The following is a 12,766-nucleotide window of genomic DNA, read 5'->3' as shown; positions in this document are numbered from 1 at the left end:
CCGGCCCGGGACGCCCCGGCGCGGTGCCCCGCTCTCCCGGCGATCGGAACGGGAGGGCGGGGCACCGTCGTACGGCACGCGTGGGCGCGGGCGGACAGGCCCGGCGGGGCAGGGCTCAGCAGCCGCCGCAGTTGTAGAAGGTCACGTCCCAGTGGTTGCCCTCGTCCGCGTAGACGTTGCCGGCGCCGGACTGCCACTGCGGGGCTCCGTCACCGCGCACGCCGATGTAGGTGAAGGTGTTCTTGACGTAGTTGGTCAGGCAGGTCGCCTTGCCGAAGTCGAGCTTGTAGCCGTTCCAGTGCGAGTACGTACCGCCCGCGTGGCCGGTCTCCGTACCCCCGGTGATGTTGATGGCGCAGCCGCTGGCGCTCCTGAGGGTCTGCGCGCCCTTGGCCGTGTCCAGGTTGAGCTGGTCGAACGACGTGCAGGTCGGCGTGTTGCGGTCCGAGCAGCCGCCGGACGAGGACCAGGTGATCCCGGACGAGCGGAACATCGAGGTCGCCGTGGCGTGGCTGATCTTGGTGACCGCAACGGCGGACGGGGCCCGGGCGACGGACGGGGCCTGCGTGGCGGCCTCGGCGGCGGTGGCCGTGGCGACGACACCGAAGCCGGGAGCGAAGAGCCCGCCGACGGTGAGGGCGAGAGCGGTGAGAGCCGAGCGGATTCTCATGGGGCGTTGCCTCCTGGTGGAAACCGTTGGACGAAACCGTTGGGACACGACGCCGCGATCGTGCCCGACGTCTACGCGCGTCCGCCAGGGCCCCTCGAACTCAATCGGATGACATTGTTGAGCATTGAATTACCCGCCAGGTGCCGGAAAGCCCCGCCGGCTGTCAGAAGCCGCCCCCGCCGTCGAACCCTCCGCCGCCTCCGAAGCCCCCGCCCCCGAAGTCGCCCGGGTCGAAGTCGGAACCCGAGTAGTCGCCTCCGCCGAGGCCCCCGTCCAGGCCGCCGCCCCCGTCGCCGTACCCGAAGCCGTCCCCGTAGCCGAAGCCCGCGCCGTACGCCGGTGAGGACAGCGTCGAACCGAGCACCGTGCCCACCAGCAGGCCCGGCAGCAGCCCGCCGCCGAAGTAGCCGCCCGCCCAGGGCCCGTACGCCGGTCCCGCCTCCCAGTACGGACGCGGGCCCTGCTCCGTCCGGACCGTGCGGACCATCGGGTCGTCGCCGTCCGCCAGCCGGGCGGCGTCGGCGGCGCAGACCGGAACGGTGCGCGGAGCACCGGCCGGCGGGGCCCATTCCGCGTCCGCCACCGACGGGCCGTGGCGCGGGTCGAAGAAGCACGGCGCGCGCCGCTCCGGCAGCGGGGCGCCCCGGCGGCGCGCGTCGAGCACGGCCAGCGAGAACCGCCCGTCCTGGAGCGTCTGTGTCACCGGCCGCACGTCGGCGGGCCGCTCGGCCACCGCCATCAGGGACTTCGCCCGTTCGTACGCGTCCAGCGCGTGCTCGTAGTCCTGGCGCATCGCGGCGTCGGCCCCGGCTTCGGCGGGGTGGAAGTCCAGCCGGTCCAGTTCCTCGCCGAAGGCGGTGATGTCCTCGTCCACGACGACCCGCAGCTTGCCGAGGGCCTCGCGCTCGCGCCGCGCCTGGACGCGACGGCCGCGGTGGATCGCCGCGTAGGCGCCCGCGCCGCCCAGCACGACCACCGAGCCGAGCACGATCAGGCCGGTCGAGGAGCTGCCCACGCCGCCCGTGCCACCCGTGCCGCCCGTGTCCCCCGAGTTGGAGCCCCGCCCGTCGCCCCAGGAGGCCGGAGCATGGCCGCGCACCTGCGGGAGGGCCTGGTCGACGAAGTTGTTCAGCTCGGTCGAGGCGTCGACGGGACCGCCCGCCTTGACCGCGTCGACCAGGTTGCGGACGGCCTGGCGCGACATCGCCGCGGAGTCGGCCCCGGCGTTGAACCCGTCACCGAGGCGTATCGCGTACAGCCCGGTCACGCCGGTGTCGGCCCGTACCGTGCGCAGCACACTGGACGCGGGGAAGTCCGTCGAGTTCGGCAGCACCGCCACGAACAGCGGCTTGTCGGCGTCCTTGATCTTCTTCGCCAGCGCCCGCGCGTCGGACGACGACAACTGGTCCGAGGCCCGGGGATCCACGTAGACGGGACTCTTCTTCAGCGCCTCGCCGACGGCCGCGGGACCGGTGGCGGGGCCGACCGCCGCATGAGCGTCCGGCGCCGCGAACCCGGTGACCGAGAAGGCCGCGGCGACGACGAACAGCAGCGCGGCCAGGAGGGAGGAAAGCCCCGGCCACCCCGACCGCCCTGACCGGAGCGACCGCGCCGTCAGCTTCGAACGCCTCGTTCTCATACCTCTTGACGCTACCCGAACGGGGGCAATCCCGTGCGAACGGGAGTGCGGTACTCGATCTTGACGCCGATACGGGCCGGCCCCGGGCCGGCCGCCGCGAGGAGCGGGGCCGTCCGGGGCCGGTGCGCGCGGATGCGCGGGGATGCGCGGGGATGCGCGGGGAGCTACTCTGCCGGTTCCACGCCGGCCCTCAGCAGGCCGTAGGTGTACGCGTCCTGAAGCGCCTGCCAGGACGCCGCGATGACGTTGTCCGCCACCCCCACCGTGGCCCAGTCGCCCGCCCCGTCCGCCGTGGTGATCAGCACCCGGGTGGTGGATCCGGTGCCGTGCCGGCCCTCCAGGATGCGGACCTTGTAGTCGACCAGCTCCAGCTTGGCCAGCTGCGGGTAGATCCGCTCCAGTCCGGACCGCATGGCCCGGTCCAGCGCGTTGACCGGGCCGTTGCCCTCGGCCGTGGCGACGATGCGCTCGCCCTTGGCCCACAGCTTCACGGTCGCCTCGTTGGCGTGCGAGCCGTCCGGACGGTCCTCGACGATCGCGCGCCAGGACTCCGTACGGAAGTAGCCGCGCGGCCGGCCCTCCACCTCCTCGCGCAGCATCAGCTCGAAGGACGCGTCGGCGGCCTCGTACGAGTACCCCTCGAGCTCACGCTCCTTGACCCGGCTGACGACCCGGCCGACCAGGTCGCGGTCGCCGCCCAGGTCGATGCCCAGCTCCTTGCCCTTGAGTTCGACGGAGGCGCGGCCGGCCATGTCGGAGACGAGCATCCGCATGCTGTTGCCGACCAGCTCGGGCTCGATGTGCTGGTACAGGTCCGGGTCGACCTTGATCGCGGAGGCGTGCAGACCGCCCTTGTGGGCGAAGGCGGAAACTCCCACGTACGGCTGATGCGTGGAGGGCGCCAGATTGACGATCTCGGCGATCGCGTGCGAGATCCTGGTCATCTCGGCGAGCGCGCCGGGCGGCAGGACCCGCTTGCCGTACTTCAGCTCCAGCGCGGCGACGACCGGGAAGAGGTTGGCGTTGCCGACGCGCTCGCCGTAGCCGTTGGCGGTGCACTGGACGTGGGTGGCGCCCGCGTCCACGGCGGCGAGGGTGTTGGCGACGGCGCAGCCGGTGTCGTCCTGGGCGTGGACACCGAGCCGGGCGCCGGTGTCGGCGAGCACGGTGGAGACGACGGCCTGGATCTGCGCGGGCAGCATGCCGCCGTTGGTGTCACAGAGGACCACCACATCGGCGCCGGCCTCGGTGGCGGCCCGTACGACGGACTTGGCGTACTCCGGATTGGCGCGGTAGCCGTCGAAGAAGTGCTCGCAGTCGACGAAAACGCGTCTGCCCTGCTCGCGGAGGTAGGAGACGGTGTCGCGGACCATCGCCACGTTCTCGTCGAGGGTGGTGCGCAGCGCCAGCTCGACATGGCGGTCATGGGACTTGGCGACCAGCGTCACCACCGGCGCGCCGGACTCGACCAGCGCCTTGACCTGCGGGTCCTCCGACGCCTTGGCGCCGGGGCGACGGGTGGAGCCGAAGGCGACGAGCTGGGCGTGCCGGAAGTCGATCTCCTGCCGGGCGCGGGCGAAGAACTCGGTGTCCCGCGGATTGGCACCGGGCCAGCCGCCCTCGATGAAGCCCACGCCGAAGCCGTCCAGGTGCCGCGCGATGGCCAGCTTGTCGGCGACCGTCAGGTTGATGCCCTCGCGCTGCGCGCCGTCGCGCAGGGTCGTGTCGAAGACGTGGAAGCTGTCGTCGACACGGAACCGGTCGTCGGTTCCCGTGGACTCGGTGGACTCAGTGGTCATGGTGTCCGTCCTGCTCCTGTCGAGTGGAATGTCTGGCTCCACTTGCCCCCATCATCGCGCGCCGCCGCGTTCCGCCCGGGATGGGGGCCGGAAAACGAAAAAACCCCTCGCGGGTGCGAGAGGTCTGCGCGCGGGTCTGGGGCACGGTGGCCGCGCCGTACGGGTGGTACGGGGCGGTCACTGCGGACCGGCGCGCTTGCTGCCGATAATCATGGCGAGCGAGAGCACGGGCCGATTTTCGCATGCCCGGCGCGAGGAGGGAGAGGCGTCTCACGATACGAGCGGAACGGGCCCCTCCGGTGGTGACGTGGGACGAGGGCCCGCAGGTCAGGTGGAGCGCCGGGCGGACGGCACCCGGGACGTCCCGCTACGGGACCCGCGGGGAGCGCTCGACCGCCCCGGCCCCTCACCGGGAGTCCCGGCCCGGGGCCCGGGACCCGCGCCCCGGCGGGTCGCGGGCCCAGTGGCCCCCCGGGCCCGGTTGCCCCACCCCACCGAGCCCGGGGGGCCCGGTCCGGAAACCAGGACGCCCGCGAGGCCCCGCGCCTCAGCCCAGTTCGTGCATCCAGCCGTGCTCGTCCGCCACCGCGCCCGTCTGGATGTCCAGCAGGGCCTTGCGCAGCTTCATCGTGACCTCGCCCGGCCGCCCGCCCGACTGGGTCCACTCGCCGTTCGCCGTCTTGACCAGCCCGACCGGAGTGATCACCGCCGCCGTGCCGCAGGCGAAGACCTCGGTGAGCGTGCCGTTCTCCGTGTCGCGGCGCCACTGTTCGGTGGAGACGCGGCTCTCCTCCGAGGTGTAGCCCAGGTCGCCCGCCAGCTTCAGCAGGGAGTCACGTGTGACCCCCGCCAGCAGGGAGCCGGTCAGCTCGGGGGTGACGATGCGGTCCCCGTACACGAAGTACAGGTTCATCCCGCCCATCTCCTCGACCCAGCGGTGCTCCAGCGCGTCCAGCCAGACCACCTGGTCGCAGCCCTTCTCCGCCGCCTCGGCCTGGGCGAGCAGGGACGCCGCGTAGTTGCCGCCGGTCTTGGCGAAGCCCATGCCGCCGGGGACGGCGCGGACGTAGTTCTCCGAGAGCCAGACCGAGACCGGCTTGACCCCGCCGGGGAAGTAGGCGCCGGCGGGCGAGGCGATGACCATGAACAGGTACTCGTTCGCCGGGCGGACCCCGAGGCCGACCTCGGTCGCGAACATGAACGGGCGCAGGTAGAGCGACTCCTCGCCGCCGTGCGGCGGCACCCAGTCCTTGTCCTGCTGGACCAGCGCGTCACAGGCCGCGATGAACAGTTCCTCGGGCAGCTCCGGCATGGCGAGCCGGCGGGCGGAGCTCCGGAACCGGCGCGCGTTCGCGTCCGGGCGGAAGGTGGCGACCGAGCCGTCGGGGCGGCGGTAGGCCTTGAGGCCCTCGAAGATCTCCTGCGCGTAGTGCAGGGTCATGTTGGCCGGGTCGATCGACAGCGGACCGTAGGGGACGAGTTCGGCGTCGTGCCAGCCGCGCCCCTCCGTCCACCGGATCGTCACCATGTGGTCGGTGAAGTACCGGCCGAAGCCCGGATCGGCCAGGATCGCCTCCCGCTCCGCGGCGGACAGCGGGTGCGCGGAGGGCTTCAGCTCGATCGCGGGGGCCGTCGCGGGCGTCGTCGCCGCGGGCGAGCCGGGCGAGCCGGGCGAGGCGGCCGCCGTGGCGGGCGTGGCCGTGGGCGTCGTCGTGGTCATGAATACTCGTCCTTCACGTCTGGAGTGTGACGGACCGCGTTCACGTCATTACTAGGACGTCCGAGCATTCCCGCATGGCGCGGCCCACGCCGATTATCGCCCGGCGGGGACGGCAGGAGGAAGCGGGGTGAACGGGATGAACGCGGTCAGGGGCTGTCGGTACTGGGGGTGAGGCGCCCGGTGGCCGCGCACAGCGCAGCCGCCGGGCTCCAGACCCGGCGGCTGCTCACAGGAGTCCGACGGGTCAGCCCGCTACTCGTACCGCGAGCGCGTCGCCGATCTCGTCGGTCGTACGCGTCGTGGTGCTCCGCCCGGCGAGGTCGGCCGCGACGGCCTCCTCGACACGGCCGGCCTCGGCGTCGAAGCCGAGGTGCCGCAGCAGCAGGGCGACGGAGAGGATGGTGGCCGTGGGGTCGGCCTTCCCCTGGCCCGCGATGTCCGGCGCGGATCCGTGGACCGGCTCGAACATGGACGGGAAGGTGCGGTCCGGATTGATGTTCGCGGACGCGGCGAGGCCGATGCCGCCGGTCACGGCAGCGGCCAGGTCGGTGAGGATGTCACCGAAGAGGTTGTCGGTGACGATCACGTCGAAGCGCTCGGGCTGGGTGACGAAGAAGATCGTCGCGGCGTCGACGTGCAGGTAGTCGGTGGTGACCTCGGGGTACTCCCGGCCGACCCGGTCGAAGATGTTCTTCCACATGTGACCGGCGTAGACCAGGACGTTGTTCTTGTGGACCAGCGTCAGCTTCTTGCGCGGGCGGGAGTCGGCCCGCTCGTACGCGTCACGCACGACACGCTCCACGCCGTACGCCGTGTTGAGGCTGACCTCCGTGGCCACCTCGGCGGGCGTGCCGGTGCGCAGCGAACCGCCGTTGCCCGTGTACGGGCCCTCGGTGCCCTCGCGCACGACGACGAAGTCGATGTCGGGGCGGCCGGCCAGCGGGGTGTCCGTGTTCGGGAAGAGCTTCGACGGACGCAGGTTCACGTAGTGGTCGAAGGCGAACCGCAGCTTCAGCAGGAGCCCGCGCTCCAGCACCCCGGAGGGCACGCTCGGGTCGCCGATGGCGCCCAGCAGGATCGCGTCGTGCCCCTTGAGCGCCTCCAGCTCCGCGTCCGGGAGGGTCTCCCCGGTACGGTGCCAGCGGGCGGCGCCGAGGTCGTAGTTCTTCGTCTCCAGCTTCACATCCTGCGGCAGGACCGCGCTCAGGACCTTCAGGCCCTGCGCCACGACTTCCTTGCCGATGCCGTCACCGGGGATCACTGCGAGATTGATGCTGCGAGACATGCCGGTACCCTACTCCTCGTCCCATTGCCTGACATGGCGCGTCCATTCTGTGGACACATTGCCATTCGGTCGTCCGTTGTACGCCCAGCCTCCACGCCTGCGCCACCCGGCGGTGCGACCGTCGGGCCATGGATACTCCGCGCGTCGGGATCCCCGACCACCTCGCCTCCCGTATGACCATGGCGGAGCAGCACGAGTACCTGCGTGACCGGATCGGCCGGCGGCGGCTGCTGCGGGTGGGCGCGCTCGCCGCCGGCACCGTGGCGGGCGCCGGACTGCTCAGCTCCGGGGGCGCCACCGCGGACACCACGACGAGCCCCGCCGGGACGGGCGGCGCCGCACCCGGATTCCTGCCGTCCCCCTCCGCCACCCGGGTGAACGGATCGCTGGTGGCACCCTTCGGGCGCCATCTGGCGTTCGGCTCGGACCCCAGGACCCGGATGACGGTCTCCTGGCAGGTGCCGCTGCCGGTGCGGAACCCGTACCTGCGGGTGGGGCTGAAGCCGTGGGACCTCGGCCGGAAGGTGGGGGCGGAGGTACGGCCCCTGCACACGCCGTCGCTGACCGCGAAGCTGCCCGCGGTCGACCAGTACTACCTGCACGCCCCGCTGGAGCGGCTGCGCCCGGGGACGACGTACTACTACGGCGTCGGGCACGACGGCTTCGACCCGGCGGACGCCCGCAACCTGGGCACGGTCGGCACCTTCCGTACGGCACCGGCGGGCGCCGAGCGGTTCGTCTTCACCGCCTTCGGCGACCAGGGCGTCTCGTACGACGCGCTCGCCAACGACCAGCTGATCCTCGGTCAGAACCCGGCGTTCCACCTGCACGCGGGCGACATCTGCTACGCGGACAGCAGCGGCCACGGGTCGTCCTCGGACACATACGACGCGCGGGTGTGGGACCAGTTCCTGGCCCAGACCGAGACGGTGGCCTCGCGGGTGCCGTGGATGGTGACCACCGGCAACCACGACATGGAGGCGTGGTACTCGCCGCACGGCTACGGCGGGCAGAGCGCGCGCTGGACCCTGCCGGACAACGGGATCGACCCGGAGAAGGCGCCCGGGGTGTACTCCTTCCGGTACGGCAACGTCGGTGTGGTGGCCCTGGACGCCAATGACGTCTCCTACGAGATCCGCGCCAACACCGGTTACACCGGCGGCGCCCAGACCCGCTGGCTGGACCGTCGGCTGGGCGCGCTGCGGGCGGAGAAGGACATCGACTTCGTCGTGGTCTTCTTCCACCACTGCGCCTTCTCGACGACGAAGGCGCACGCGTCGGACGGCGGGGTGCGGGACGCGTGGGTGCCGCTCTTCGACAAGCACCGGGTCGATCTGGTGGTGAACGGCCACAACCACGTCTACGAGCGCACGGACGCGCTGCGCGCCGGCGCGGTGCGACGGCGGGTACCGGCCGGCGAGTCGGTCAGCTCCGTGCATGACGGCATCGTCTACGTCACGGCGGGCGGCGCCGGCAAGGCGCTGTACGACTTCCCCGTGCCGGACAGTCACGAGGGGCACGTCGCGGACCTGGAGAGCGTGTCGTCGTACCACTGGGAGAAGGACGGCGCGAAGGCCGCGGAGGAGGTGGAGTGGTCGCGGGTGCGCTACACCGGCTTCTCGTTCCTGGCCGTCGAGGTCACGACGGGGAACCGCCCGGAGCTGCGGGTCACCGCGCTCGCCGAGACGGGCGAGCGGGTGGACCACTTCACGGTGACGCGCTGACGCCGGCGGGCGCCCGGCTCCGGGCCGGTCGATCCGGGCCCGCGGATCCGGACCGACGGCTCCGAACCGGCGCGACCGGGCCGGCGCGACCGGGCCGGCGAACTCCTGCTCCGGCTCAGTGGCCGGTGGCGCCGCCGTTGTCCCTGCGGTCGAGCGCGCGCTGAAGCGCCGCGGCGGCGTTCTTGCGCTCGGACTCGTTCGTACGTGCGGTGGTGTGACGGACGCGGCGGATGGTCGTCTCGGCCATGGGTGATCGACTCCTTGGGATCGTGAGCCCGGCGGCGGAACCGCGGAACACGTGCACGAGGCGCCGGAAAGGGGCGGGGGGCGTGCGCGGCAGGGATCGCCTGCGTGGGGGCGCGGGCCCACGTCCGCCGTTCGCGGGATGGAGCGATACGTTCGGCGATTTCCACGCTAAGCGAGTGGCGGCTTCCTGTCCTCCATTTACTCGGACTTCCTACTATCTGAGACGACGATCACTCCGACCCGCGCCGACACGCCCGCACGAGCGCGCAGGGCACGCGGGGCGCGAGGCACCTGGGCGTACCCCGAGCGCGCCCGGGCTCACACCACGTCGCCGTCCCGCCAGTCGAAGACCAGCGGTCCCGCCTCGGGCCCGGGCAGGACATGGCCGGCCACCGGGCGCAGATACGTGCTCCCCTCCTCGTCCGGCAGCCGCCGCACCCCGCCGGGGGCCAGCACCTCGATCCGGCCCGGCCAGGGCCGCCAGCCGCGCGCCCGGTACAGCGACTCGCCCTCGTCGGAGGCGGACAGGGCGCCGGCCGCGTACGCCCCGTCGATCACCGCCTCCAGCGCCGCCATCACCTGCCCGCCGAGCCCCTGCCGCCTGCGGTCCGGCCGTACGGCGACGGCCTCGACGTATCCGACGCGGTAGGACCGGCCCCCGAGCAGGACGCGCCGCTGCGCCACACTGCCGTGCGCCACGATCGCGCCCGCCTCGTCCCGTACGAGCGCGTGCACCCCGCCGAGGCTGTGGTCCCAGTCGTCGTCCGAGAAGTCCCCCTCGAAGACCTCGTCCAGGAAGGCACGGATCTCCGCGAGGGCGGCCGGGCCGAGTTCGCATGTGTGCGCGGTGTGCGGACGTTCCGTCATGGGACCACTGTGTCACCCGGGTACGGCCGGACGTGCCGTGTCCGGCGGGGAGCCCGGCCGGCCCGCGCGACGGCCCCCGGTCCCGTTTCCCCGTTTCCCCGGCGGGTGCCCGGGCACTCGGCCAGCAGAGGACGGGAAGCACGGCGAAGGCCAGGGCGGGGATCACGGCGGGAGGGCACCATGCACGCACCATCGATGTCCGTGAAAGGACGGGGCGCGGCTCGCCGCGCGGCGCACAGCCCGGTCGTGGACGCGGCGGCGCGCTGGGGTTTCACCGCGCGTGGAGTGATCTACCTGCTCATCGGGGTACTGGCGCTCCAGGTCGCCTTCGGGAACGGCGGCGGACGCCAGGCCGACCGGGGCGGCGCGCTCGCGGAGATCGCGAAGCAGCCGATGGGCGCCGTCCTGCTGTGGGTGCTGGGGGCCGGGTTGGCCGGGATGGCCCTATGGCGGCTGTCCGAGGCGCTGTTCGGCGCGGCAGGTCCGGGAGGATCGGAACCGGGCAAGCGCCTGCTGTCGGCCGGCCGCTGCGTCTTCTACGGCTTCGTCGCCTACTCCGTCCTGGCCTTCGCCGCCGGGGAGCGGGGCAGTGGCAGCGGGTCCGGCGACCGCGATTCGCAGGACATCACGGCACGGGCGCTGGAACTGCCCGGCGGGCGCTGGGTCGTCGGGATCGCCGGCACGGGCATCGCCGTGGCCGGGCTGTGGATCGGCGTCCGCGCGGTGCTGCGGAAGTATCGCAAGCACCTGAAACCGGGCCACATGTCCCCCGGCGCCCGGCGGCTGGTCGATGTGACCGGTGTCGGCGGCGGTGCCGCGCGCGGGGCGCTCTTCGCGGCCGTCGGTGTGTTCGTCGTACAGGCGGCGCTCGCGTACGAACCCGACAGGGCCAAGGGCTTCGACGACACGCTGCGCTCGTTCGCCGGCACCCCGGCAGGGCCGTGGCTCCTGGCGGCCGTGGCCGCGGGGCTGGCGCTCTTCGGCGTGTTCTCGTTCGCCATGGCGCGCTGGCGCAGAGTGTGAACTGCCCCTGGGTCCGCCCCCGTACCGGCTGGCAGAGCCGGTACGGGGGCGGACCCAGGGGACGGGTGCGAACGAGCCGGAACCCCGGCTCCGGGCGTCAGCCCATGTGCGGGTAGCGGTAGTCGGTCGGCGGCACCAGCGCCTCCTTGATCGCGCGGGTCAGCGTCCAGCGCATCAGGTTCTGCGGCGCGCCCGCCTTGTCGTTCGTGCCGGACGCGCGGCCGCCGCCGAACGGCTGCTGGCCGACGACCGCGCCGGTCGACTTGTCGTTGATGTAGAAGTTGCCGGCCGCGTAGCGCAGCCTCTCCATCGTCCGGGCCACGGCCGCGCGGTCGCGCGCGATGACGGAGCCGGTCAGGGCGTACGGCGCGACGGACTCCATCTGGGTCAGCACCGCCTCGTAGTCCGCGTCGTCGTACACGTGGACCGCCAGGATCGGGCCGAAGTACTCGGTCGTGAAGACCTCGTTCGCGGGGTCCGTGCAGACGATGACGGTCGGCCGGACGAAGTAGCCGACGGAGTCGTCGTACGTACCGCCCGCGATGATCCGGCAGGCCGGGTCGGCGGCGGCGCGGTCGATCGCGGCCTTGTTCTTGGCGAAGGCGCGCTCGTCGATGACGGCGCCGATGAAGTTCGACAGGTCGGTGACGTCGCCCATGGCGATCCCGTCGACCTCGGCGGCGAACTCCGCCTCGAAGCCGTCGTTCCAGATGGAGGCGGGAACGTACGCGCGCGAGGACGCCGAACACTTCTGGCCCTGGTACTCGAAGGAGCCGCGGGTCAGCGCCGTCTTGAGGACCGCGCGGTCGGCGCTCGGGTGGGCGACGACGAAGTCCTTGCCGCCGGTCTCGCCGACGATGCGCGGGTAGGAGCGGTACCTCTCGATGTTGTTGCCGACCGTCTTCCACAGGTGCTGGAAGGTCCTGGTCGAGCCGGTGAAGTGGATGCCGGCCAGCTCGGGGTGGTTCAGCGCCACCTCGGAGACCGCGATGCCGTCGCCCGTCACCAGGTTGATGACGCCCTTGGGCAGTCCGGCCTCCTCCAGCAGCTCCATCAGCAGTACGGCGGCGAGGGTCTGTGTCGGCGACGGCTTCCACACCACGACGTTGCCCATGAGCGCGGGCGCGGTCGGCAGGTTGCCCGCGATGGCCGTGAAGTTGAACGGCGTGATCGCGTAGACGAAACCTTCCAGCGGGCGGTGGTCGAGGCGGTTCCAGACGCCGGGCGAGTTGGCCGGCGGCTGCTCGGCCAGCAGGTCACGGGCGTACTTGACGTTGAAGCGCCAGAAGTCGACCAGCTCGCAGGGCGTGTCGATCTCGGCCTGCTGGGCGGTCTTGGACTGGCCGAGCATGGTGGCGGCGGCCAGCGTCTCGCGCCAGGGCCCCGCCAGCAGTTCGGCGGCGCGCAGCAGGATCGCGGCGCGGTCGTCGAAGGACGTCGCGCGCCAGCCGGGGGCCGCCGCCAGGGCGGCGTCGACGGCGTCGCGCGCGTCCTGCTCGGTGGCGCCGGCGAACGTACCGAGCACGGCCTTGTGGTTGTGCGGCTGGACGACGTCGACGCGCTCGCCGCCCCCCATGCGCTTCTCGCCGCCGATGGTCATGGGCAGGTCGGTCGGGTTCCCGGCGAGCTCCTTGAGCTTGGCCTCGAGCCGGGCGCGCTCGGGCGAACCGGGGGCGTAGCCGTGTACCGGCTCGTTGACCGGCGCGGGGACCTGGGTCACGGCGTCCATGGTGGCGAATCTCCTTGATCTGCTTGACCTGGTTGCTCTGCTTGAACTGTGCGACGTTTCACTC

General features: G+C 72.4%; 10 protein-coding genes. 2 read left to right on the top strand and 8 right to left on the bottom strand.

All coding sequences use genetic code 11. The features are described from left to right. Positions 1 to 115: 115 nt before the first annotated feature. From ACU6P3_RS24870 to ACU6P3_RS24850, 5 genes are all read right to left on the bottom strand, one after another. Entirely contained in the window at positions 116 to 670 is a 555-nt protein-coding gene (locus ACU6P3_RS24870; RefSeq protein ID WP_447194193.1) for a hypothetical protein, read from the bottom strand. 163 nt (positions 671 to 833) lie between these two features. Beyond that, positions 834 to 2,309 carry a hypothetical protein gene (locus ACU6P3_RS24865; RefSeq protein WP_447194192.1) on the bottom strand — a complete coding sequence of 492 codons (1,476 nt, stop codon included), beginning with the start codon at positions 2,307 to 2,309 and terminating at the stop codon, positions 834 to 836. A gap of 164 nt (positions 2,310 to 2,473) precedes the next feature. Next, complete coding sequence (cimA, locus tag ACU6P3_RS24860; protein WP_447194191.1) at positions 2,474 to 4,108, bottom strand: citramalate synthase; 1,635 nt, start codon at positions 4,106 to 4,108, stop codon at positions 2,474 to 2,476. A gap of 547 nt (positions 4,109 to 4,655) precedes the next feature. Beyond that, on the bottom strand, positions 4,656 to 5,828 hold the full coding sequence (locus tag ACU6P3_RS24855; RefSeq protein WP_447194190.1) for a branched-chain amino acid aminotransferase: 1,173 nt from the start codon (positions 5,826 to 5,828) through the stop codon (positions 4,656 to 4,658). Between the two features lie 244 nt (positions 5,829 to 6,072). After that, positions 6,073 to 7,113, bottom strand: a complete 1,041-nt coding sequence (locus ACU6P3_RS24850; RefSeq protein WP_030749640.1) for a 3-isopropylmalate dehydrogenase — start codon at positions 7,111 to 7,113, stop codon at positions 6,073 to 6,075. 128 nt (positions 7,114 to 7,241) lie between these two features. Here ACU6P3_RS24850 and ACU6P3_RS24845 point away from each other — a divergent pair, with 128 nt between their 5' ends. Beyond that, a complete protein-coding gene (locus ACU6P3_RS24845; RefSeq protein ID WP_447194189.1) occupies positions 7,242 to 8,837 on the top strand; it encodes a purple acid phosphatase family protein in 1,596 nt (531 codons plus the stop codon). Between the two features lie 115 nt (positions 8,838 to 8,952). On the opposite strand, the gene ACU6P3_RS24840 is transcribed toward ACU6P3_RS24845, so the two are convergent. Together ACU6P3_RS24840 and ACU6P3_RS24835 are read right to left on the bottom strand one after the other, a co-directional pair. After that, positions 8,953 to 9,084, bottom strand: a complete 132-nt coding sequence (locus tag ACU6P3_RS24840) for a hypothetical protein (protein WP_447194188.1) — start codon at positions 9,082 to 9,084, stop codon at positions 8,953 to 8,955. A 317-nt stretch (positions 9,085 to 9,401) separates the two neighbouring features. Then, positions 9,402 to 9,950, bottom strand: a complete 549-nt coding sequence (locus ACU6P3_RS24835) for a GNAT family N-acetyltransferase (RefSeq protein WP_447194187.1) — start codon at positions 9,948 to 9,950, stop codon at positions 9,402 to 9,404. Between the two features lie 180 nt (positions 9,951 to 10,130). On the opposite strand from ACU6P3_RS24835, the gene ACU6P3_RS24830 reads away from it, so the two are divergent. Then, positions 10,131 to 10,973 carry a DUF1206 domain-containing protein gene (locus ACU6P3_RS24830; RefSeq protein ID WP_447194186.1) on the top strand — a complete coding sequence of 281 codons (843 nt, stop codon included), beginning with the start codon at positions 10,131 to 10,133 and terminating at the stop codon, positions 10,971 to 10,973. A gap of 97 nt (positions 10,974 to 11,070) precedes the next feature. Here the strand turns inward: ACU6P3_RS24830 and pruA are convergent, their stop codons facing one another. Beyond that, complete coding sequence (pruA, locus tag ACU6P3_RS24825; RefSeq protein WP_447194185.1) at positions 11,071 to 12,702, bottom strand: L-glutamate gamma-semialdehyde dehydrogenase; 1,632 nt, start codon at positions 12,700 to 12,702, stop codon at positions 11,071 to 11,073. Between the last annotated feature and the right edge of the window lie 64 nt (positions 12,703 to 12,766).

This window comes from Streptomyces hebeiensis (assembly GCF_052983195.1).
Note: the sequence above shows the minus strand (reverse complement) of the source record. Positions and strands in the feature narration are given on the sequence as shown.

Coding starts and splice junctions, on each gene's coding strand:
- ACU6P3_RS24840 (WP_447194188.1), bottom strand. CDS start 9,084: ATGGCCGAGACGACCATCCGCCGCGTCCGTCACACCACCGCACGTACG.
- pruA (WP_447194185.1), bottom strand. CDS start 12,702: ATGGACGCCGTGACCCAGGTCCCCGCGCCGGTCAACGAGCCGGTACAC.
- ACU6P3_RS24855 (WP_447194190.1), bottom strand. CDS start 5,828: ATGACCACGACGACGCCCACGGCCACGCCCGCCACGGCGGCCGCCTCG.
- ACU6P3_RS24865 (WP_447194192.1), bottom strand. CDS start 2,309: ATGAGAACGAGGCGTTCGAAGCTGACGGCGCGGTCGCTCCGGTCAGGG.
- ACU6P3_RS24850 (WP_030749640.1), bottom strand. CDS start 7,113: ATGTCTCGCAGCATCAATCTCGCAGTGATCCCCGGTGACGGCATCGGC.
- ACU6P3_RS24870 (WP_447194193.1), bottom strand. CDS start 670: ATGAGAATCCGCTCGGCTCTCACCGCTCTCGCCCTCACCGTCGGCGGG.
- ACU6P3_RS24830 (WP_447194186.1), top strand. CDS start 10,131: ATGCACGCACCATCGATGTCCGTGAAAGGACGGGGCGCGGCTCGCCGC.
- ACU6P3_RS24845 (WP_447194189.1), top strand. CDS start 7,242: ATGGATACTCCGCGCGTCGGGATCCCCGACCACCTCGCCTCCCGTATG.
- cimA (WP_447194191.1), bottom strand. CDS start 4,108: ATGACCACTGAGTCCACCGAGTCCACGGGAACCGACGACCGGTTCCGT.
- ACU6P3_RS24835 (WP_447194187.1), bottom strand. CDS start 9,950: ATGACGGAACGTCCGCACACCGCGCACACATGCGAACTCGGCCCGGCC.